Genomic DNA, 21,419 nt, shown 5'->3' on the forward strand with positions numbered 1-21,419 from the left:
CACCGGTCATGCATCGATCACACCATCCGGACACCGCGGGAGACGGCAACCGGTCTTCCGTAGACTCGCACCATGACTTCCACCGCATCATCGTCGTCCCGGCCCGCTGACTTCGTCGAACAGGCGAAGCGACGCCTGCCCGACATGCTCGCCGACATCGAACGGGTCATCTCCCGCGAGACCCCCTCCCACGACAAGGCGGCCGTGGCCGCGGGCGCCCGGGACTTCGCCGCGCTCCTGGGCGACCGCCTCGGCGCCGAGGCGGAGCTGCTCGACGTCGACGGCACCACCCACGTGCGCCTGCGCTTCGGCACCGGTCCCGCCCGCGTCGTCCTGCTCAACCATCAGGACACGGTGTGGCCGCACGGCACGCTCGAACGCCTCCCGTTCTCCACCGAGGACGGCGTCCTCCGCGGTCCCGGCAGCTTCGACATGCTCACCGGGGCGATCATGAGCGTGCACGCGACCGCGATCGTGGCCGACCACCTCGGCGAGGGCGGACTGGACGGTCTGTCGATCCTCGTCACCGGTGATGAGGAGATCGGCTCCGTGTCCTCGTCGGACCTCATCCGCGCCGAGGCGGCCGAGGCGAAGGCCGTGTTCGTCATGGAGGCGAGCGCCGGCGGGGCGCTCAAACTCGAGCGCAAGGGCACGAGCAACTACGTGCTGAAGTTCACCGGCAGAGCCTCGCACGCCGGCCTCGAACCGGAGAAGGGCATCAACGCAGGCATGGCCCTGGCCCTGACGCTTCCGTTGGTGGCGGGTCTCGCCGACGCCGAGGCGGGGACGACGGTGGTGCCGACCGTGATCAGCGCGGGGACGACGTCGAACACCGTGCCGGCCGAAGCCCGCGTGGACATCGATGTGCGGGCCCGGACGGCGGCCGAACTCGAACGCGTGGATGCGCAGATCCGTGAGTTGGCCGCGAAACCGCAGGTGGAGGGCTCGACGACGGAGGTGCTCGGCGGGATCAACCGGCCACCATTCGAACGGGAGCAGTCGGCTGCGCTCTTCGACCGGGCGACGGCCCTTGCGGGCGAACTCGGACTGCCCGCGCCGCAGGGAGTGTCGGTGGGCGGCGCCTCGGATGGGAACTTCACCGCCGGTGACGGCATCGCCACCCTCGACGGTCTCGGTGCCGTCGGCGATGGGGCGCACGCCGAACACGAGCACGCCGTCATCGACGAGATCGCTCCGCGCACCGCGCTGCTGGCCGCCCTCATCGCCGATCAGCTGCAGGGCTGAGACGGATCGGCGCCGGCGGCTAGTCGACCAGTCCCGCTGTCAGTGCGCTGGGGCCTCCCCTGCACACAGTTGACTGTCGGCAGCAGAGCATCAGTCGACCGGGTAGCCGGCGGCGCGCATCTGATCCGGTGACTTCAGCGTGAACAGCCAGTCGCGCAGGTGCGCATCGGGCCGGATCACCGTCCGTGCGTACAGTCGGTCTTCGCCGACAAGATAGTAGTGGTAGCTGTGCTCGCCGAGGTGGCTCATGAGTTCTCGTGGCTTTGCGCGGTCGAAGAGGACTTCGCACAGAATGTCCGGACGGAAGGCCGAGAGGAATTCCCGCCCGTGGGCGAGGACGTCGTTCTCCCCGCCCTCGACGTCGATCTTCACCGTCACACGTGGCGTCTCGCCCCGTACTGAACCGTCGGGGAGGCCCTCCCCTGGCTGCGACTGCGTGTCTCGGTCCGGCACTTCGGCCAGCATCTCAGGCAGGAGGGCGTCGAGAGAGGTGAAGCGCACCTCGGCGTCGGAGTCGAAGTGCATGGCCGAGGAGTAGAACGACGGCAGCGCCGATCCCCCGTCCCCGATGGGCACCTTCATCCAGGTGTCGGGACTGCCGACACCGGTCGGGTGGACGGTCACGCGGGCGTTGAAGCCGTTGCGGTCGATGTTCTTCTCCGCGCCGGCGACGACAGCAGGGATGATCTCGAAGAGGTGGGCGCGCACATTCTCGTTCGCCGCGAGGACGGCCATGGTGAAGACCCCGGTGTAAGCGCCGATGTCGAGGAAGACGTCCGCGTCCGCACTGAGCGCGACCATGAGATCGAGGGCGAACGCGTCTTCGGGTTCGGTGCGTCGGCCCTTGCCCCAGTAGAACTCCTTGGCGATCTCGCAGCGGAAGGGCTCGACGAGGACGAAGTCCGCTCCGCCGGCTCGTCCGCGCACCTCGGTGAGTTCGATCGGTGCTGGGAGGCGACCGACCTTCAGCCCTCTGATCCGGGGCGCGATCGTTCGCAGCAGCGGGTGGAACGCCGGTTGCGCGAGGGCGGTTTTGACCGGCAGCTTGAGGCCGAACCAGGACTGTCTGCGCGCGGTGAGAGTGCGCAGGTGGTCGTTCACGACGGTGGCCCCCTTGCTGACAGGAAGACTTTTGTTCACATTATCAATCCCCGGACCGCCGCTCCAGGGTTTCTTTCCCGGAGGTATTGCAATGAGGCTCCAGAGTCCTTCCCGACCTGAATCGCGATACTCGCCTCCTTGTTGCGGACCGCTGGCATAAGGTGGAGGCGAAGACCCATCCGCCCCGTTGCGAAGCAGGAGCCCCGGCACATGAAGCTCAAGTCAGTCACCCTCCACCAAGTCTCGATTCCTCTCGTCACCCCGTTCGAGACCTCGTTCATGCGGGAGACCGAGAAGGACTGCTACCTCGTCGAGGCGGTGTTCGACACTCCGAAGGGCGAGATCACCGGGTGGGGTGAGTCCGTCGCGATGATCTCCCCGCTCTACTCTTCCGAATACGTGGCCGCCGGCATCGACGTCACCCGCCGCTGGCTGGCACCGCTGCTCTTCGACGTCGAGGACCTCACAGCGGAGACCGTCGGGTGGCATCTCCGCCACGTCATCGGCCACCCGATGGCGAAGTCCGCACTCGAGATGGCCGTCATCGAAGCTCAGCTGAAGCTCAACGACCAGTCGTTCAAGGACTACTTGGGCGGAGTCGTCGATACGGTTCCCTCGGGCGTATCGGTGGGCATCCAGGATTCCGTCGAGGAGACCGTCAAGGTCATCGGCGACTACCTCGACGAGGGGTACGCCCGGATCAAGCTGAAGATCAAACCCGGCAAGGACATCGCCCCCGTGGCCGCCGTGCGCAAGGCCTTCGGCGACGACTTCGGCTTCCAGGTCGATGCCAACGCCGCCTACACCCTCGTCGACGCTGCTCATCTGCGGCGCCTCGACGAATATGGGCTGCTCCTCATCGAACAGCCCCTCGGCGAAGCCGATATCCGCCAGCATGCGGAGCTCGCGAAGCTCATGGACACCCCGATGTGCCTTGATGAGTCGATCGTCTCCGCCGAGGCGGCCGCGGACGCGATCATGTTGGGAGCCACCTCGGTGATCAACATCAAACCCGGACGAGTCGGAGGGTTCATCGAGGCGAAGAAGATCCACGATCTCGCCGCGGCCCACGGCGTCGCCGTGTGGCACGGAGGAATGGTCGAAACCGGCCTGGGGAGGGCTGCGAATGCAGCGCTGGCATCGCTGCCGGGCTTCACCCTGCCCGGCGATATCTCCGGCTCGAACCGCTTCTTCCATGAGGACATCACCGAGGAGATCGTCATGTACGACGGCAAGGTCGATGTGCCCACCGGCGTCGGCTTCGGCGTCTCCATCGACCCGGCCAAGCTCGAACGCTTCCGCACCGAATCAGTGGAGATCCTGCCCGGACAGTGATCCGAATCCCGCCGAGGCGGCCCGCCCTTCACCGGCCACGGACCGATGATGGGCGGGCCGCCTCAGTCGTGGGTGTGGGTCTCCTCGGCGGCGTCCTTCGCCCGGTCGAACTGGAAGGTCGAGTGTTCGATCGCGATCTTGTGGTGTTCCGTCAGGCACTCCTGCAGAGCCTTGAGGATGCGCGGGGCATGCCCGTCATAGAAGCATTCATCGGCGAGAACGACATGAGCGGTGAGCACCGGCAGGTTCGAGTCGATGCGGGTGATGTGGAGGTCGTGGACTTCCTGCACATGCTCGACCGCCTCGAGATGCTCGCGGACCTTGTCCAGATCGAGCTCCTTCGGTGCCTCTTCCAGCAGGATCGACCCGGTCTCGCGCAGGATGGCGAACGCCCGCGGGACGATGAGCGCCGCAATGACCAGGGCAGCCACCGCGTCGGCGCGCTCCCACCCGAAGAGCCAGATCGCCAGAGCTGCGAGAATCACAGCCACGGAGCCGAGCGCGTCGGCGATGACCTCGAGGAACGCCGCTTTGAGATTGAGGGAGTCTTCCTTCGATGAGCTGAGGATGACGATGGAGACGAGATTGCCCACGAGACCGATAGCGCCGAAGAGCAGCAGGCCCGGCCCGGGCACCTCCGGCGGGACGAAGAATCGCCGGATGCCTTCGATGAGGCTGTAGACGCCGAGCCCCAGCAGCAGTGTTGCCTGGGCCCCGGCTGCGAACACTTCTGCCCGACGGAACCCCCAGGTCTTCTGTCCGCCCGTCGGTTTGCTGACCAGACTCGCCGCGAAGAGTGCGATCCCGATGCCGATGAGATCGACGGCATTGTGGCCGGTGTCGATGAGCAGCGCCAGGCTGCCCGTGACGACGGACCCGATGAGCTGGAAGACGAAGATCGTCGCGACGATGCCGAAGACGATCCTCAGCTGCCGCCGTGAACCTGAACCATGCGCATGATCATGAGCCATAGATACCTCCTCAACTCAACACATTAACATATGCACATTTATTTATGCATCTGATCGACCTCGACGAAGCATCGGAGCCGCCCGACCCCAGCTGCGTCTCCTGCTGGTGAATTCACCTCGAAATCGTTCGGAGAATCGAGGTGGATCCACCCGCAGGACACATCACCGCCCGGCCGGTCGGCACCTCGGCGCGCTCCATGCACGAAACGGCCGCCGAGGAAGTCCTCGGCGGCCGCTGTCTGCGCGTTGTGGGCGCCCCGGCACCCGCTGCTGTCAGCTCTGAGTGTCCTGACCGTCGTCGTCCTGACCGCGGGTGCCCCTGCCGTCGGTGCTCTGACCGCCGCCGGGCTCATCGCCACCGGGCGCGGCTTCGCCCGAGCCGGCCCCGGCCTGACCGGTCCCCGCCGCGCCTGCGCCGCTTTCGTCGAGGCGGCGCTTCGCCTCGTCGATATAGGCCTGGACATCGAAGCCGGTGGCCTTCTTCACCTCGTCGCCAATGCGGTCGAGATCGACCCCGCTGTCATCGAGGAAGGCCTTCGGGTCGAATCCGGAGCGGTTCGATCGCGGTCCGGAAGCCGCGCCGTCTGCCACGACCCCGTCGACGACCTCGCCTGTTCTCGCATCCGTGGCGGAGGCTCCGTCAGGTCCCCCGCTGTCGGATCCGCCGGACCCACCAGGTCCTTCCGACCGACCGGAGGACCCGTCCGACCCAGCACCACTCGAACCGCCCTCGCCCGAGCCCTTCGCCTTGGCCACGAGGTCGGTGAGGTCGACACCGGTCGTTCCGCGCACCACCTCGAGGACCTGCGAGAGGTTGTTCGACACGGAGTTCGCGAGCTTCGACTCGCCATCGGTGGACACGATGGAGAGGTCCTTGATGTTCGCATACGGCGCCACCAGCTCCCCGGCAACCGAGGGCAGCACCTCGAGCACCTTCGACAGCACGGCTGCATCATTGAACTGCTTGTAGGCCTCGGCCTGTGCCCGCAGCGCCTCGGCTTCCGCCTCACCGCGGGCACGAATCGCATCGGCCTCGGCTTCACCTTCGAGGCGGATCGCCTCCGCGTCCTTCGACCGCCGATGCAGTTCGGCAGCGGCCTCGGCTCGGCCCTGCGCCTCGATCTCATAGGCCCGGGCATCGGCCGCAGCCTGCTGCCGGTAGCGTTCGGCGTCGGCCGGTCGGCGCACTTCGGCGTCGAGCTGTTCGGCACGCAGCTCCGCGGCCTCCTTCGCCACGATCCGGTCCTTTTCGAGCAGCTTCTGCTTCTCGGCTGCCGCCGCCAGCGGGCCCGCATTGTCGGCCGTCGCCTGACGCTGATCGGCCTCTTCCTTCAGCGCGGCCCGCCGCAGAGCCAGCTGCTGCTGCTGTTCGGCGATTGCCTGGTCGGTCAGCGCCTGCTGCTTCTGGGTCTCCTCGTTCTGCTGCGCCTGCTCGACGGCCGATGCGCGGCCGGCGTTCGCCTCGGCGATGGCGGCGTTCTTCGCCACCTCGGCGGCCTGCGGGCGGCCCCAGTCGCGCAGGTAGCTGCCTTCGTCCTCGACCGCCGAGATCTGGAACGTGTCGATGATGAGGCCCTGATTGTTCATCGAGTGCGCGGACTCCTCCTGCACCTGCGCGGCGAAGGAAGCGCGATCCTGGATGATCTGCTCGACGGTGAGCGTGCCGACCACGGCGCGCAGGGTACCCGAGAGGATCTCCTTCGAGTAGTGGTCGATCTGATCCTGCTGGTCGAGGAAGCGCTGCGCGGCCTTGCGCACATCATCCTCGGTGCCGCCGACCTTGACCTGGGCGACTCCGCGCAGACGCAGGGCGATGCCGTTGATGGAGATGCCGTCGATCTCGACGGAGATCTGCCGCGAGGACAGCGACAGGATGAACGCCTTCTGCACGATCGGATAGACGACCGAGCGACCGCCGATGACGATGCGACCGGTGCCGGACGACCCCGAAGCGTTCCGGCCGGTGATGATGAGCGCCTCGGACGGTGAGGCGATCTTGTAGGACCTGAGGATCACGAGCAGGGCAATGAGAATGATGACGACGAGGATGCCGATTCCTCCGACGCCGAAGAGCAGGTCCATCGGTGGGCCTTTCATCGCGGTTGGGCGGCCGTTGTCCGGCCCGTCCCACTCATCCTATGCGAGCCCACGGACACAGGACAGGGAGGATGTCCGCCGAGGCGGCTCTTCACGCCCGCCGTCCGTCCGGATCCGCACCTGCCGCCCCTCGCCGAGGCGGTCGGTCAGAGCCGTCCGCGCTGCGGGCTCGCGGTCCGTCCGGATCCGCACCTGCCGCCCCTCGCCGAGGCGGTCGGTCAGAGCCGTCCGCGCTGCGGGCTCGCGGTGTCGATCAGTCGATCATCTGCCCCAGTCGCCGGGAGGGCCCGCCAGCAGCAGCCCGGAGAAGACGAGAACGACGAAGATGATCCCGAGGCCGACTGCCAGCCACGGCGACCGGATGCACCAGGAGGTGAGCTTCTCGAACCAGGTCTGCGGGGTGCGGCCGTTGCGGCCCAGTCCCCAGTCGCCTTCGAGGGACCCGGTCTTCTCCACCGAGCGTTCGAAGGGAATCGTGGCATAGGGAATGATCGCCGACCCGAGGCCCGTGGCGATACGACGCTTGCTCCACTGCTGCGAGGTGCCGACCCCGATGACGGCGATGACGAAGCAGATGAAGACGAAGCCGTGGATGCCTCCGCCGATCCGCACCCCCACCTCGGTGGTGTGGGTGACGTATTTGAGGAACATGCCGATCAGCAGCAGAGTCCAGGTCACGGTCTCGGCGATGGCGAAGAAGGTGAAGAAGCGTTTGGGAGTCACGGAAGACCATTGTGCCCGGACAAGGTGAACGCCCACTGAGGAGCGCCGCCAGGTGAGTCGCTCGATCTCAGATCTGGGTCAGTGCCGACTCAGCTGCGCCATCCGAGCTGCGCCGCCGGATCACTCCGCAGCCATCGCCATCTTCGCAGACGAGAACGACCCGATACGGGCCGGTGACCGTTACCAGTCACCGACCACGCATCGGGCCGTCCGTGCCGATCAGGGCACGTCGTCTCGGCTGCCCCTCAGCTGCGGCGGCGGCGTGAACCCAGCGTCATCGCCAGACCGAGCGCGATGAGCGCTCCGGCCGAGAGAATCAGCGGCAGGGCTTCGTTACCGGTCCGCGGCAGGTCTCCTCCACCGCCGCCGTTGCCACCGTCACCGGCTCCCGGCCCATCACCTTCGGCGACGACCTCGAAGGATCCGGTCAGCGGGTCTCCGCCTTCGCAGTCGACGGTGACGTCGTAGGTGCCGATGTAGCTGTCGACCATCGACGCGTCGAGTCCGCGGACTCCGAATCGGGCAGTGCCGTCGGCTCCGACCTCGGCGGTCTGCTCGAACGTCTCGATCTTCCCGTTGTTCGGGGTCACCGTCATCGTCGCCGTGGTGTCGGCGGCGCAGCCGGTGGCCGCAACCTGGACGCCCTTCTCACTGACGAAGTCCGGCGCTTCGATCGTCTTGGGATCGATGCTCAGTGCTCGTTCATCAGGGGCCTCGGTCGGTGTCTCCGTGGGCGGATCGGTGGGGTCCGTGGGCGGAGTCGTCGGATCGGTCGGTGGATCCGTCGGCGCGTCGGCCAGCTCATAGGCCAGCGTGTGGACGGCGAAGCCGATGGCGGGAGCGAAGATGTCGATGGACTCCTTGCTCACGTTCTCGATCGTGTCCGTGGGCTGGTGGTAGTTCGTGTCGTGCTTCTCGCCGACGGTGCCGCCGAACATCTCAGCCTCTTCAGCCGTCTTCGTGCCGTCTGCTCCGGAGAACAGTCCGCTGGCCGGGATGCCGTTGTCGATGAACGCCTGGTAGTCCGAACGTCCGGAGAAGGCGGTGCCGACGTTGGGCTGGTCGATGTCGGCGAAGTAGTCGGTGAAGACCTTCTCGAGTTCGGCCGAACCTTCGGGGACGTTGACGCCGTCGGGGATCGGCACATCGGAGCCGTCGGAGTCGAGCGTGCCGACGATGTAGTTGTCGGAGCCGATCATGTCGAAGTTCATATAGGACTTGATCTTGCCCAGCTCGGCATCGTCGAGGCTCGCGACGTACTCCGTCGAACCGACGAGTCCGACTTCTTCCGCGCCCCACCAGCCGAAGCGGATGGCGTTGTCGACCTCGGTCGGCTGCTCGGCGAGCGCCTCGGCCGAAGCGAGGAGTGCTGCGGATCCGGATCCGTTGTCGTTGACGCCGGGGCCCTCTTCGACCCCGTCGAGGTGGGCGCCGAACATCTGGACGTTGTCATGGTCGCCGGCCTTGGTCTCGGCGATGACGTTCCAGGTCGTCTCGGTGACGAACTCGGTCTCGAGCGTGAAGTCGGCGGTCAGGGCCGCGGCTTCGGCCGCCGCGTCGTCGGCGGCGGCTTCCTCGGTCTCGTCGGCACCCTGCCCGAGGCCCGCCTCGGCGTCAGTCTGGCTGCCGGCTTCTGCGCCGGCCTCGGCACCTGCGGCTTCGACCTTCTCGACGAGGTCGGTGCCGACGTTGTAGGTGACCGTCACCGTCGGGGCACTGCCTTCCATCCGCTCACCCAGGGTGGCGTTGAGCTCCTCGTCCGGGTTGTCCTTGTCGTTGTTGTAGATGATGACCGCTGCGGCACCGGCCTCGGTGGCGGCCTTGGTCTTCTCACCGAAGGCGCATTCGCCGCGGGACACGAGCACAAGCGCACCTTCGGCGCTGGAGTCGAAGTCACTGGCCTGACAGCCGAGCTGTCCGCCGGCCAGGTCGCTGTTGTCGTCATCGACCGGCAGCACCACCGGCAGATCGGTCAGCGGCTCAGTGGTTCCCTCTGTGTATGAGGCGGTCGCAACCTTGACCGCTTCCCCGTCGACCTTGACGTCGACGGTGCCGAAGTTCTGGCCCTCGACATCGAAGGCCTGACGTTTCACATCGAAGGCTCCGGTCGCCTCGAGGGTGGATTCGACGTATTCCACGGCTTCTTCGTAGCCGGGGGTTCCCAGCGCACGGTGACCTTCATCCGCGTGCGAGGTGGAGATGTCGGAGATCTTCTGCAGATGCTCCATCACGGCGTCGCCGTTGACGCCCATATCGGTGTGTTCGGTCGGTCCCGCGGTGCCCGCTGCCAGCGCCGGGCTCACCCCGCCGAGGACCAGTCCGGCTGTGGCGGTGACTGCCAGCCAGCTCTTCGTTCGCAACTTCATGGAGTTCCTTTCGCTCCTTTGTCTGTGTCCAGAGGAATCGCACATGACGGCGCACCGGAAATGACCGCCACGGCATGACTGCTCGTCCATACCGGTGTCGGCCTCTTTACAGCTGCGCTTGCGGGGAAGCTCGATTCTGACGCTTCGCTATGACTCGTCATTGGTAACGAATCACATGCTTCTATAACGAAACGGTGACACAACTCACATTGGTCATAAATCTAACGCACACCAGCCGGCTTTTATGTTACGAATTGATAACAACCGGTCACTGATCGATTTCGCACACGCGGACGGCCTGCGGTCGCGATGCGGACTCTCTGCGGTCATTGCCTCCGCGCCGACGATCGCTCCCGCGGCACCCCAGCCGCACCGGAACCGCGCCCACACGCGCCAGACCGAGCAGCACCAGACCGAGCAGCGCCGGCCCAGCGTCACGGTCACTCGACCGAACCCGCCCGGCCGCTCACCGCCCATCCAGTGCCGAGATCAGACCGCACGACTAGACTCGGACCAGTGACGACCGATGACTCCGCAGGAGCGACTCCGCCTGCGCCCCCCGACAGACGAACCGTTCGCCGCTGGCAGCGCTACCTCGCCAACGAACGGCTCGAGGAACGGGTTTACCGCAACCTCGCCGAACGCCGCAGCGGAGAGGATCGTGAGATCCTGCTCAGCCTGGCCGCCGCGGAATCCCGGCACCAGGAGCATTGGATCACGCTGCTCGGCGAGCATGCCGAGAAGCGCCGTTCCGCCGATCTCCTCACCCGCTGCCTGGCCTTCCTCGGCGGTCTGTTCGGCTCCGTGTTCGTCCTCGCTCTTGCTCAGCAGTCGGAGACGAGCTCGCCGTACGACGAAGACGAAGCCGCCTCGGCCGAGATGGCCGCCGACGAACGCATCCACGCCGAGGTGGTCCGCGCTCTGGCTGCCCGTTCCCGCGCCCGCCTGTCGGGAAACTTCCGTGCCGCCGTCTTCGGCGCCAACGACGGACTGGTCTCGAACCTCGCACTCGTCCTCGGCGTCGGCGCGGCGGGAGTCTCGAACACCGTCATCCTGCTCACCGGCGTCTCTGGGCTGCTGGCCGGCGCCTTGTCGATGGGAGCCGGCGAGTACATCTCGGTGCGCTCCCAGCGCGAACTCCTCGACGCCTCCACCCCGGACCCCGAGTCCCGGCACGCCCTGGCCGACCTCAACATCGACGCCAACGAGCTCGCCCTCGTCTTCCGCGCCCGCGGCATGAAGACCCACGAGGCCGAGGCTCGCGCCAACCGCACGATCGCGGCGGCGAAGAACAGACAGGCGCCGCGCCTGCCGAACCTCGACTCCGAGGTCGACCGTGACGAACTCGGCACCGGCATCGGCGCTGCCCTCTCAAGCTTCTGCTTCTTCTCCTCCGGCGCGCTCATCCCGATCCTGCCCTACATCTTCGGCCTGTCCGGACTGCCCGCCGTGTTCCTCTCCGCCGGCCTCGTCGGCATCGCGCTGCTGTTCACAGGCGGCATCGTCGGCCTGCTCTCGGGCAAATCACCCGGCCCCCGCGCCCTGCGCCAACTCGGCATCGGCTTCGGTGCCGCCGCCGTGACCTACGTCCTCGGCCTGCTCTTCGGAGGTACCGCATGACCGATCCGCTCATCCTCGTCGACCCCACCGCGGCTGAGTTCGAGCTCACCGATCTCGGTGCCGCTCAGCTGCCTGTCACGGATCTCTCCGCTCATCGCGGGGACGGCATCTTCGAAACCGTGCTGGTCAGCGTGGGGACGCACGGTGCCACCGTGGTGTCGCGGGAACGGCACTTCACCCGCTTCCGCGCATCCGCCTCGGCGCTGGATCTGTCCGATCCGGACCAAGGACTGTGGGATCGGGTCATCGATTCCCTCATCGCCGAGGTGGCCGCTGCCGATCCCCAGAACGTCGAGTTCGGGATCCGCTATGCCCTCTCGCGCGGGGAGCAGGACGCGAACGGTCGGTTCCGGGGCCGCGGATGGGCCTTCCCCGTGCCCGTGGACGACCATATCCTCACAGCCCGGGAGCAGGGTGTCACCGCCGTCAGCCTCGACCGCGGATTCGACGCCTATATCGGCAGCAAGGCCCCGTGGCTGCTCATCGGCGCGAAGACGCTGTCCTATGCGGTCAATCAGGCGGCCGGCCGCTATGCCGCGGCGAACGACGCCGACGAGGCGCTGTTCGTCTCCCACGACGGAATCGTGCTGGAAGGCCCGACCGCAAACCTCATCATCCGCCGAGGCAACCGCCTCCTCACACCGAATCCGGAGGCTGGTCTGCTGTCGGGAACGACGCAGCGCCTGATCTTCGATCATGCGCAGGGCCTGGGGCTGCGCGCCGAATACGCCGACCTCGGACTCGACGACGTCAAGGACGCGGACGGGGCCTGGTTCGTCTCGTCGATGCGCACGGCCGCCGCTCTGCGCGAACTCGACGGCAACGCGATCGCTGTAGATCAGAATCTCACGGACCGATTCCAGGCGATCGTCCGCGGCCGCTGACACCCCGGTGAGTCTGTGGGGATGACCTTCCCTCGGCCGTCCGGTCTCTGGGTGCTGTCGGGATGCGCTGTCGGGATGCGTGCTGTCGGGGATGCGCTGCCCCGAGCTCTTCAGGCTCGGGGCAGAGCGTCGGCGGGTTTCGCCGAGGGGAGAGTGAAGGCGAGAACGAGCCCGAGGATGCAGGCGGCGCAGCTGATCAGCCACACCGGCCAGAAGACGCCGGAGAGTCCCGGCAGCAGCGCAAGCAGGAATCCGAGGGCGCCACAGACGAACAGTCCGGTGACGACGCGCGTCTTCCACTTCCTCAGCATCGTGTGCCTTTCTCTTCACGTTTCGGTTCAGACCTTCCCTTTGCCCGACCGAAGCGTGCTCTCACGCTATCCCCGCCGATCTGCCCGGCACATCCCCCAAAAGTATGAAATGAGGGAACTTTCTCGACCTCGTTCGAACGGGGGTGGCCCCGGGCGCATCGTCCTGCGTTAGTGTTGTCTTCGACGGAATACGTTCCCGCGACTCCCCAGAGGCACGGGATCCAAGGTTCAAAGGAAAGGACACGAGCATGGGAAAGCTCGCTTGGCAGATCATCGGCGTGGGAGCGCCTATCGCAGCTGCATTCGTCGCTCGCAAGACCCTGACCTTCGCGTGGGAGAAGTCGACGAAGCGCCCGGCGCCGTCGAACCCTGTCGATGACGAGATCTCGATGTCCGAGGCTCTGGCCTGGACGATCGTCTCCGGCGTCGGCGTGGCTGTGGCTCAGCTCGTGGTTCAGCGCATCGCCGCGAACACCGTGCGCAACAACTTCGGCGATGAGGCCCTGCCGAAGAAGTTCCGCAAGCAGATCGAAGAGACCACCGACTGATCCTTCGCTGACCTCCACCAGCGAAACGGCCCGCGAAGCACATGCTTCGCGGGCCGTCTGCTTCCCCGACGGACTCTGCCGGTCGAGCCAGGCCCGTCAGCAAACCCCTCGGCAAACGCGGGTCAGAAATTCATACGCCCTGATCAAGATCACCGCGTATGAACTTTGAGGCCGCTCATACACACCTACCTCCGACGCGGTCGAGGATCTCGGCGAGGACCGATGCCTCGATCTGCCCCGGGGCCGAGGCCCGACCGATCTGCGCGAATGTGGCGCAGCTGCCGAAGCCGGCGCCCATGATCCGGCTCGTCCGGCCCAAGAGTCCCATCGCGATTCCGAGCACGGGAACCGGCAACGAGGCATCCGCCGCGGCCGTCGCCTCCAGGAGACGCAGAACATCGGCCGGCGCCTGCGGCATCATCGCCACCTTGGCCACATCTGCACCGGCCTCGCTCATCGCAGCGAACGTCTTCAGCAGGCGTTCGGCGGAGTCCGTGGACTCGAAATTGTGGTGTGAAGCGACGACGGGCACGCCCGCTTGCCGCGCCGAGGCGATGAGGGAGCCCGACTCGGCCCGATCGATCTCGACGTCGATGGCCACGGGAACGCCCCATGATGCGCTGCCGGGAACTCCCGAGGCGGCGGTGCCGGTTCCACCGGTGCCGCTGGGACCGGCGCCGGCAGCGGTTCCGGCGCCCGCCTCGACATCAGCGACCCCGGCGATGAGTTCCCGCACCACCTCGGCGTAGGCGTCCTCCGTGATCTCCACCTGCCCGCCTTCGAAACCGGTGCGCACGGTCAGGAGGATCGGCAGCCCGGCTGTGAGCGCATGCGGAAGCAGACGAAGGGCCGCCTCGGCGAGGCCGTGCACACCACTGTGCGCCCCACCTTGTGCGGAACCGGAAGCGGCGGCGAGCAGCAGATCGATGCGCCATTCGACGGCGTCGACGATCCCGGTCGCGGCGGCTGCAGCGCATTCGGCGGCGAGGTCCTCGGCATCGAGCGCCTGCGTGGGCACGATGATGGCCGGTCGGTCGGGATTGCGCACGGCAGGCGACCCTGCGGCAGGATTGAGGAACGGCAATGATTTCATCTCTCAAGCGTAGGCGGTGATCAGGCACGCGCGGGCGGGAGGACACGGGTGGAGACGATGCAGATGGACAGGATCAGCGCACGCGATGGCTTCCCGCTCGAAGCCCAGGTCAGCGGGCCGAAAGACGCCCCAGCGCTGCTCCTGCTGCAAGGACAGTCGAATTCGCACGAGTGGTGGGACGATCTGCGCGGGGACTTCGAACCGGACTTCCGCACGATCACGTTCGACTATCGCGGGACGGGCGGCAGCCGGGGTCAGCTCGGCGAACTGTCGACGGCGAGCTTCGCCGACGACGCCGCGGACGTGCTCGACCACCTCGGCGTGGATCGGGCCGCGGTGTACGGCACCTCCATGGGCGGGCGCATCGCGCAGATGCTGGCACTCAACCACCCGGATCGAGTGAGCGCACTCATCCTCGGGTGCACCTCCCCCGGCGGTCCGCACGGGGTCAAGCGTCCGCGCGAGGTCGGCCAGGCATTGGCGCGGCTGCGCGGAGATGAGCACACTCAGTACCTCTTCGACCTCTTCTACACCCCCGAGTGGACGGTGTCGGCGAAGTACAGCAAGATGCTCGGCGACGACACGATGACGGCCGCCGAGTCATCCGCCCATCTGCGCATCAGCGCCAATCACGACGCGTGGGATCGACTGCCGGAGATCACCGCTCCGACGCTGATCATGCACGGCGACGCCGACAGGATGAACCCGGTCGGAAATGCCCGCATCCTCCACGAACGCATCCCCGGTTCTCAGCTGCGCATTCTGCCGGAGGGCCGCCACGGATTCTTCGAAGAGTTCGCCGAGGTGGTCACTCCGGCCGTGATCCACTTCCTCTCGGAATCGCTGCGGACGCCCTGAAGACAAGGCCGCCTACTGCATCAAAACCTCATATCCGGTAACAAATCCATAAACGGCACACCTACATGCTCCAATCGATGATTATAACAATCAAGTAACGCACGAGCAGTTGTTTCCCCAGGTCAGAGCGCCAGTCAAGAAGGGCGCGCCGCATAATCCCGATAAGATCTCTGCCGAAGACCCTGAATAAAACTACAATGGTGGATCAGATATCCGTGTGCGGTGAGGCGCGTGCGCAATTGAGCTATTCGGATCTGTTCTGCGAGCACCGAACCGTGCAAACGGGGGTGAAGCCTCTCGTTCTTGCGGACTGCCAAGAATGCTAGGAGGAAGTACGTGAGCGTTGTCAAAGCGTCACACGTCTACAAAGTTTTCGGAAAGCGCCAAGGCGAAGTCGTCAAGCGACTCGAAGAAGGCGCGGACCGCGATGATCTGACCAAACTCGGAACGGCCGCCGTCATCGACGCGAGTTTCGACGTCCAGGAGGGCGAGATCTTCGTCGTCATGGGCCTGTCGGGCTCGGGCAAGTCGACCCTGATCCGCACCCTCAACGGGCTCTGGGCACCCACTGCCGGGTCCGTCGAGGTGCTGGGCACCGATATCGCAAAGGTCGACGCCGCGACACTGCGCAAGGTCCGCAGCGAACACATCTCGATGGTGTTCCAGCACTTCGCACTGCTCCCGCACCGCACTGTCCGGGACAACGCCGCCTATGCGCTCGAGATCCGTGGAGTCGCGAAGGCGGAACGGGACAAGGCCGCCGACCGCTGGCTCAAGGCCGTCGGCCTCGATGGCTGGGGCGACAAATTCCCCGAACAGCTCTCGGGCGGTATGCAGCAGCGCGTCGGCCTGGCCCGCGCGCTTGCGGCCGAGACCGACATCCTCCTCATGGACGAAGCCTTCTCCGCCCTCGACCCGCTGATCCGCCGCGAAATGCAGGAACAGCTCGTCGAACTGCAACGGGAACTGAAGAAGACGATCATCTTCATCACCCACGACCTCAATGAGGCGATGTTCCTCGGTGACCGGATTGCGGTGATGCGCAATGGACGCATCGTCCAGGTCGGCACCCCGGAGGACATCCTCACCGACCCTGCCAACGACTATGTCGCGCAGTTCGTCCACGACGTCGATCGAGCACGGGTCCTCACCGCGAACAACGTCATGGAGAAGGCACGTCAGACCGTGACCAATCATAACGGCCCCCGCGTCGCGCTGCGCACCATGCGTGAGAACAACGCCTCGGGCGTGTATGTCACGGACAAGGACCGGAAGTTCCTCGGACTCGTCAGCGACCGCGCCTGCATCGAGCACATCCGGACAGGCGCCACGACTCTCGACGAGATCATCAAGCCGGTCGCCCACCCTGCGTCCCCGGACGACTTGCTCATCGATCTCTTCCTCCCGACCGCGGAGATGCCTCTGCCGGTGCCGGTCACCGACTCCGACGGCGAACTCGTCGGTGTCGTGCCGCGGGCAACCCTGCTCGCTGCGCTCGGCAACCAAAACGGCAACGACGAGCAGGCGACGGACGCCTCAGTCGAAGGCTGGCCCGAGCCGGTCGACACCGGGATCATCGACCAGGTACTGGCCGAAGGCGATGATGCCGCCGCACCGCAGGTCGCCGGCGAAAGGGGTGAGCGCTGATGGAGAACATCCGAATTCCGATCGGAGCCTGGGTCGACACAGCATTCGACTGGCTCAAAGAGAACGTCGCGTGGTTCTTCGACGCCGTCACCTGGCTGTTGAACCTCCTCATCGACGTCCTCACCGACGTGCTCGTCGACCTCCATCCGCTCGTCATCATCATCCTGCTGGCGCTCATCGGCTGGGTCTTCCGCTCGTGGCAGATGGCCGTGGGCACCCTCATCACCCTGTTCTTCATCATGACGATGGACCAGTGGGTGGCCGCGATGCAGACCCTGGCGCTGATCATCATCGCCGCTGTCATCGCCGTCATCATCGCCATTCCGGTCGGCATTCTGGCCGCACGCAGCAACAAGGCCTCAGCGGTCATCAAACCGGTCCTCGACTTCATGCAGACGATGCCGGCCTTCGTCTACCTCATCCCTGCTGTCACCTTCTTCGGCATCGGCGTCGTCCCCGGCCTCGTGGCAACGGTGATCTTCGCTCTGCCTCCGGGCGTGCGGTTCACCGAGCTCGGCATCCGCGGCGTCGATTCGGAGACGGTCGAAGCCGGACAGTCCTTCGGTGCGACTCCCGGCCAGATCCTCCGCGGAGTCCAGCTGCCCTTGGCCACGCCCACGATCATGGCCGGCATCAACCAGGTCATCATGCTCGCACTGGCCATGGCCGTCATCGCCGGCATGGTCGGCGCCGACGGGCTCGGAAAGAACGTCGTCGAAGCGATCGCCACGCAGAACCTGCCGCTCGGTGTCGAAGCCGGACTCGGCGTGGTGATCATCGCGGTCTACCTCGATCGCGTCACCGCAGCCTTGGGCAATGCCAAGGACTACCCGCGCTCGCTCGTGGCAGGGCTGCGCCGTCGCCGCACGAAGAACAAGGCAACTGCCGCGGCAGCCTGAATCGATGGACCACACAGTCTGAAATGTCGAACACTAGAGAAAAGGAACACATAATGAAGAGAAGATTTCTCACCCCGTTCGTCGCTGCAGCCGCAGCCCTCGGCCTCGCTCTGACCGGTTGTTCGCAGGAAGCGTCGAGCGACGATGGCAGCGGAGGCGGCGACAAGGGCGACATCAAGCTCGGCTATGTCACCGGCTGGACCGACGGCCAGAGCATCTCGCTTCTGCTCGAGAACCAGCTGAGCAAGATGGGCTACAACGTCGAGACCGAAACCTTCAACGACGCCGCCGTCCTGTACGCCGGTGTCGCCAACGGCGATATCGACATGTATCCGTCCTCATGGCCCGAGGTCACGCACAAGCAGTACATCGATGAATACGGTGACGATCTCGAAGACGTCGGCGCCTACTACGACAACGCCGTCCTCACGATCGCCGTCCCGAAGTACATGGACGACGTCAACTCGATCGAGGACCTCAAAGGCAAGGGCGAGGACTTCGGCGGCGAGATCATCGGAATCGAGCCCGGTGCCGGTCTGACGAAGGCCACCAAGGCGATGATTCCCGAATACGGTCTCGACGACGAGTACGAGCTCGTCACCTCGTCGACGGCTGCCATGCTCACCGAGCTCGGCAACGCGACCGATGCGGAGAAGGACATCGTCGTTACCCTGTGGCGTCCGTTCTGGGCGAACAACGAGTACCCGGTCAAGGACCTGGAGGATCCGAAGGGCGCGATGGGCGATCCCGAGAAGCTCCACTTCACCGCGACCAAGGGCTTCAGCGATGAGTTCTCTGACGCTGCTGACTACATCGGCAACATCAAGCTCGATGACAAGCAGTACGGAGACCTCGAGGACCTGGTCGTCAACAAGTACGAGGATGATGGCGAAAAGGCCATCACCGAGTGGCTGAAGGCCAACCCTGACGCCTACGAAGGTGAGCTGCCTGACGAGGAGTGATCCTGTTGCCGCGGCAGCAGCTGCCCTGAGGGCGACGTCCTCTGCTCAGCTGCTGACTTCCCCGCCGCGCGGCGCGCAGTCATGAATATGCAGTGCCCTCCCGACTCGACAGAGTCGGGAGGGCACAGCTGTATGAGTAGACTCGATGGAGCAGCGCCGTTGGCACCGCGTTCGGTGCGCGGAACTCGAACGGAGGGCATCTCATGGCGATCCATTCGGCATCCGTCGACACCTTCGTCGGTCCCCTGACAGTCTCCAGCGATGGCCGGTCGATCGTCCGGCTCGAATGGCGCACATCCGCCGAGGCGGCCGTGTCCGCCGCATCGATCCCCGCCGAGGCAGCCAGACAGTCGGACCCGATCCCCGCCGAGGCGGTCGCCGACGTTTCGCTCCCCGCCGAGGCGACCGCCGCCTCGGATCCGATCCTCGCCGACGCGATCGTCCAGGTGCGCGCGTACTTCGACGGCCGCCTCGGTGACATCGATCTGCCCGTGGACTTCGGTCAGGTATCGGACATCGCGGGGACCGTGCTGACGACCCTGGCCGACGAGGTTCCCGCGGGGACCACGGTCACCTACGGGCACGAGCTCGAGACCAAGCGGCGCCTCCTCGAGTTCGAAGGCGCCCTGCCGCAGGCGCTGTTCTGAGCCCGTTCATACTCATCGGCCCGGCGCCCGTCATCGGCCCGGCGGCCGCGCCGCTTCCTCACCCGTCGAACAGCTCCTGCCCGACGTAGCCGTCCTGGGTCGCTCCGGGCGGAATCGCCCACACGGTCGACCCGATCGGCGTCGTCCATTCGTTGAGCAGGTCCACCTCGGCGAGGCGGCGTTGGATCGGCAGGAACTGCCGCTCGATATCGGCCTGGAACGACGCGAACAGCAGCCCCGAATCCCCACCGGCACCGGTCTCATAGTTGAACGTGCGCCGGTGGATCTGCGCCTCCGGACCCAGTCCGTCGCGGGCGCGAGCGATATGCGCGACCTGCGAGATCTTCGTCAGTCCGCGCTCATCGACGGCGGTGAAGTCCGGGACGTCGAACTCGTCCTTGCCCGACAGCGGTGCCCCGGTGTCCATGGTCCGCCCGACCGAGAACTCCCGTGCCGGTCGATCGGCCTGGTCCCAGGTGTCGAGGTTCATCGCGATATCACGCAGCACCAGCGTCGTTCCCCCACGCATCCACACAGGCAGATGCGCGCCGAGATCGGCCGGCGGCTCCCCGCGGGCGGAGAACACCGGGTCCGCAGTCTCGGTGCCCTGGCCCCAGATGATCCGCGCGAAGTCCTCGGATCCGGGCCCCGGATTCGCTGTGCCGTCGAGCTGACCGAAGAGGTTCCGCTGGGTCTTCCCCTCCCGCGAGCTGCCGTAGGCACGTCGGAATCCGTCGCGCTGCCAGGCCACCTCGGCGAATGAGCGTGAGTCCTTGAACAGCATGCGCCTGGCATGTGCCACGGTCAGCGGGTCGTCGCCGCAGATCTGCAGGAGCAGGTCACCCGTGCAGCGGTCCTCATCGAGGCGATCGATCGAGAACGCCTCCAGCGGCTTCAACCAGTCCGGGACATGGTCCTTTCCTGCCAATGCCACCAGTGCGGCGCCGAATCCGAAAGTCACCGTCAGCCGGGCGGGGTCGACGGCGAGTTCGGATTCGGAGTCGGCCAACGGCGCCTGCCCCTGCGTCAGTGCGGCCGCATCCGCGGTGAGCAGCCGCAGCCAGCGCACCGCCTCGGCGGCCGTGATCCCGGGCCCCAGTGTGAACGCAATGAAGTGCGCATACGCCTGCGCCGGGGTTTCGACACCGGACTGATGAGAGCCGTAGAACGGCTCGGTCTGCGGCCCGTTCGCCCCGTCCAGATCTCGCCGAGGCGGCCCGCCGTCACCGGCGCTCGCGCCCTGCGCCCCGGAGCCGCGGCCGAGTGCGAATCCGCCCGCGGCACCGACGATTCCGACGCCGCCGGCTGCGGCCGCCGAGGTCAGGAGACAGCGGCGGCTGAAGCCGGGGCGACCGGGCTCAGTGGTCACCGTGGTCTCCGTGGTCGGAGCCCTCGTCGTCGCCATCGTCGGCGTGGTCGGCGTGGTCGGCATTCTCGCCGTCGCTGGAGCCTTCGGCTTCACCGGGCGCGTAGTCTTCCTGGGCTCCGGAGTACTCCTTCGCCACGGCAGTGACCTCGACGGTCTCGCCGTCGGCGGTGACGAGGTCGAGGCTGATCTGCTCGCCCGGCTTGATGGCCTTCTTCAGGCCCATGATCATGATGTGATCGCCCCCGGGTTCGAGGTCGAGGCTCTCCCCGGCCGGGATGGTGAAGCCGCCCTTCTTCTCCTGCATGGACATTCCGCCGGAACCGTCGCCTTCGGTTTCGTGGAGTTGGACCATCTTCGCGTCCGCGTACTTCGCTTCGACGAGGGTGATGTCCTGGTCGGTGTTGTTCTTCAGTTCGCCGAAGACTGCGGTCATTCCGTCGTCGGCGGCCTTGACCCAGGCGCCGTCGAGGCTGAGCGCCTCGGCGTCGACTCGGCTGTCCACAGTCTCCGCTGAGGCGGAGCTGCTGCCTCCGGCCTGCGTCGACCCGGCTGCCGTGCTGTCGTCGTGACCGCAGCCTGCCAGGCCGATGGCGACGGCGATGGGCAGGGCAACGGCTAGGGTGATGTTCTTTCGCATGGTGTCTGCACTTTCGTCATTCAGGGGCAGTCGAGCACGGGTCGATCATGCAGGCTCGCCAAACGGCTCGAGCCTGGAGCCGCAGAGTCTCTGCCGCTGATGCGGC

General features: G+C 66.2%; 19 protein-coding genes. 10 read left to right on the forward strand and 9 right to left on the reverse strand.

Annotation, left to right across the window (positions count from 1 at the left end; translation table 11 throughout):
• The first annotated feature begins 72 nt into the window (after window positions 1–72).
• Window positions 73–1,245, forward strand: coding sequence for a M20 family metallopeptidase (locus BLIN9172_RS06815; protein WP_101554381.1), 1,173 nt, complete (start codon window positions 73–75; stop codon window positions 1,243–1,245).
• 90 nt (window positions 1,246–1,335) lie between these two features.
• On the opposite strand, the gene BLIN9172_RS06820 is transcribed toward BLIN9172_RS06815, so the two are convergent.
• Window positions 1,336–2,346, reverse strand: coding sequence for an FkbM family methyltransferase (locus BLIN9172_RS06820; protein ID WP_101554460.1), 1,011 nt, complete (start codon window positions 2,344–2,346; stop codon window positions 1,336–1,338).
• A gap of 210 nt (window positions 2,347–2,556) precedes the next feature.
• Between BLIN9172_RS06820 and menC the strand changes: the two genes are divergently transcribed.
• Window positions 2,557–3,681 carry an o-succinylbenzoate synthase gene (menC, locus tag BLIN9172_RS06825; protein WP_101554382.1) on the forward strand — a complete coding sequence of 375 codons (1,125 nt, stop codon included), beginning with the start codon at window positions 2,557–2,559 and terminating at the stop codon, window positions 3,679–3,681.
• Window positions 3,682–3,743: 62 nt separating this feature from the next.
• Here menC and BLIN9172_RS06830 read toward each other — a convergent pair whose 3' ends face one another.
• The 4 genes from BLIN9172_RS06830 to BLIN9172_RS06845 all read right to left on the reverse strand — a co-directional run bounded on the left by BLIN9172_RS06830 (window position 3,744) and on the right by BLIN9172_RS06845 (window position 9,838).
• On the reverse strand, window positions 3,744–4,652 hold the full coding sequence (locus BLIN9172_RS06830) for a cation diffusion facilitator family transporter (RefSeq protein ID WP_101554383.1): 909 nt from the start codon (window positions 4,650–4,652) through the stop codon (window positions 3,744–3,746).
• A gap of 273 nt (window positions 4,653–4,925) precedes the next feature.
• Window positions 4,926–6,734 carry a flotillin family protein gene (locus tag BLIN9172_RS06835; RefSeq protein WP_101554384.1) on the reverse strand — a complete coding sequence of 603 codons (1,809 nt, stop codon included), beginning with the start codon at window positions 6,732–6,734 and terminating at the stop codon, window positions 4,926–4,928.
• A 276-nt stretch (window positions 6,735–7,010) separates the two neighbouring features.
• Window positions 7,011–7,472 (reverse strand): DUF3817 domain-containing protein, encoded by a 462-nt coding sequence (locus BLIN9172_RS06840; RefSeq protein WP_101554385.1) that lies wholly within the window; start codon window positions 7,470–7,472, stop codon window positions 7,011–7,013.
• A gap of 245 nt (window positions 7,473–7,717) precedes the next feature.
• Window positions 7,718–9,838 (reverse strand): M28 family peptidase, encoded by a 2,121-nt coding sequence (locus BLIN9172_RS06845; protein ID WP_101554386.1) that lies wholly within the window; start codon window positions 9,836–9,838, stop codon window positions 7,718–7,720.
• A gap of 516 nt (window positions 9,839–10,354) precedes the next feature.
• On the opposite strand from BLIN9172_RS06845, the gene BLIN9172_RS06850 reads away from it, so the two are divergent.
• A complete protein-coding gene (locus BLIN9172_RS06850; RefSeq protein WP_101554387.1) occupies window positions 10,355–11,458 on the forward strand; it encodes a VIT1/CCC1 transporter family protein in 1,104 nt (367 codons plus the stop codon).
• Complete coding sequence (locus BLIN9172_RS06855) at window positions 11,455–12,342, forward strand: aminotransferase class IV (protein WP_101554388.1); 888 nt, start codon at window positions 11,455–11,457, stop codon at window positions 12,340–12,342. Before BLIN9172_RS06850 ends, BLIN9172_RS06855 begins: the two co-directional genes overlap by 4 nt.
• Window positions 12,343–12,452: 110 nt before the next feature.
• On the opposite strand, the gene BLIN9172_RS06860 is transcribed toward BLIN9172_RS06855, so the two are convergent.
• Window positions 12,453–12,653: a hypothetical protein gene (locus tag BLIN9172_RS06860; RefSeq protein WP_025777086.1), complete on the reverse strand. Its 201-nt coding sequence runs from the start codon at window positions 12,651–12,653 to the stop codon at window positions 12,453–12,455.
• A 248-nt stretch (window positions 12,654–12,901) separates the two neighbouring features.
• Here BLIN9172_RS06860 and BLIN9172_RS06865 point away from each other — a divergent pair, with 248 nt between their 5' ends.
• A complete protein-coding gene (locus tag BLIN9172_RS06865) occupies window positions 12,902–13,201 on the forward strand; it encodes a DUF4235 domain-containing protein (RefSeq protein ID WP_025777085.1) in 300 nt (99 codons plus the stop codon).
• Between the two features lie 175 nt (window positions 13,202–13,376).
• On the opposite strand, the gene BLIN9172_RS06870 is transcribed toward BLIN9172_RS06865, so the two are convergent.
• Window positions 13,377–14,294: a type I 3-dehydroquinate dehydratase gene (locus BLIN9172_RS06870; protein ID WP_101554389.1), complete on the reverse strand. Its 918-nt coding sequence runs from the start codon at window positions 14,292–14,294 to the stop codon at window positions 13,377–13,379.
• 57 nt (window positions 14,295–14,351) lie between these two features.
• Here BLIN9172_RS06870 and BLIN9172_RS06875 point away from each other — a divergent pair, with 57 nt between their 5' ends.
• The 5 genes from BLIN9172_RS06875 (at window position 14,352) to BLIN9172_RS06895 (ending at window position 19,307) form a co-directional block, all read left to right on the forward strand.
• Window positions 14,352–15,152 carry an alpha/beta fold hydrolase gene (locus tag BLIN9172_RS06875; RefSeq protein WP_205751033.1) on the forward strand — a complete coding sequence of 267 codons (801 nt, stop codon included), beginning with the start codon at window positions 14,352–14,354 and terminating at the stop codon, window positions 15,150–15,152.
• A gap of 336 nt (window positions 15,153–15,488) precedes the next feature.
• Window positions 15,489–16,799, forward strand: a complete 1,311-nt coding sequence (locus BLIN9172_RS06880; protein ID WP_101554390.1) for a quaternary amine ABC transporter ATP-binding protein — start codon at window positions 15,489–15,491, stop codon at window positions 16,797–16,799.
• Entirely contained in the window at window positions 16,799–17,698 is a 900-nt protein-coding gene (locus BLIN9172_RS06885) for an ABC transporter permease (protein ID WP_101554391.1), read from the forward strand. Before BLIN9172_RS06880 ends, BLIN9172_RS06885 begins: the two co-directional genes overlap by 1 nt.
• 53 nt (window positions 17,699–17,751) lie before the next feature.
• On the forward strand, window positions 17,752–18,660 hold the full coding sequence (locus BLIN9172_RS06890; RefSeq protein ID WP_101554392.1) for a glycine betaine ABC transporter substrate-binding protein: 909 nt from the start codon (window positions 17,752–17,754) through the stop codon (window positions 18,658–18,660).
• A gap of 203 nt (window positions 18,661–18,863) precedes the next feature.
• Entirely contained in the window at window positions 18,864–19,307 is a 444-nt protein-coding gene (locus BLIN9172_RS06895; protein WP_101554393.1) for a hypothetical protein, read from the forward strand.
• A 58-nt stretch (window positions 19,308–19,365) separates the two neighbouring features.
• Here the strand turns inward: BLIN9172_RS06895 and BLIN9172_RS06900 are convergent, their stop codons facing one another.
• Together BLIN9172_RS06900 and BLIN9172_RS06905 are read right to left on the reverse strand one after the other, a co-directional pair.
• Entirely contained in the window at window positions 19,366–20,712 is a 1,347-nt protein-coding gene (locus BLIN9172_RS06900; protein WP_101554462.1) for a Dyp-type peroxidase, read from the reverse strand.
• A complete protein-coding gene (locus BLIN9172_RS06905; protein WP_101554394.1) occupies window positions 20,666–21,313 on the reverse strand; it encodes a copper chaperone PCu(A)C in 648 nt (215 codons plus the stop codon). Before BLIN9172_RS06905 ends, BLIN9172_RS06900 begins: the two co-directional genes overlap by 47 nt.
• Window positions 21,314–21,419: the final 106 nt, after the last annotated feature.

The sequence above is a fragment of the Brevibacterium linens ATCC 9172 genome (genome assembly GCF_900169165.1).
Taxonomy (GTDB): Bacteria; Actinomycetota; Actinomycetes; order Actinomycetales; family Brevibacteriaceae; genus Brevibacterium; species Brevibacterium linens.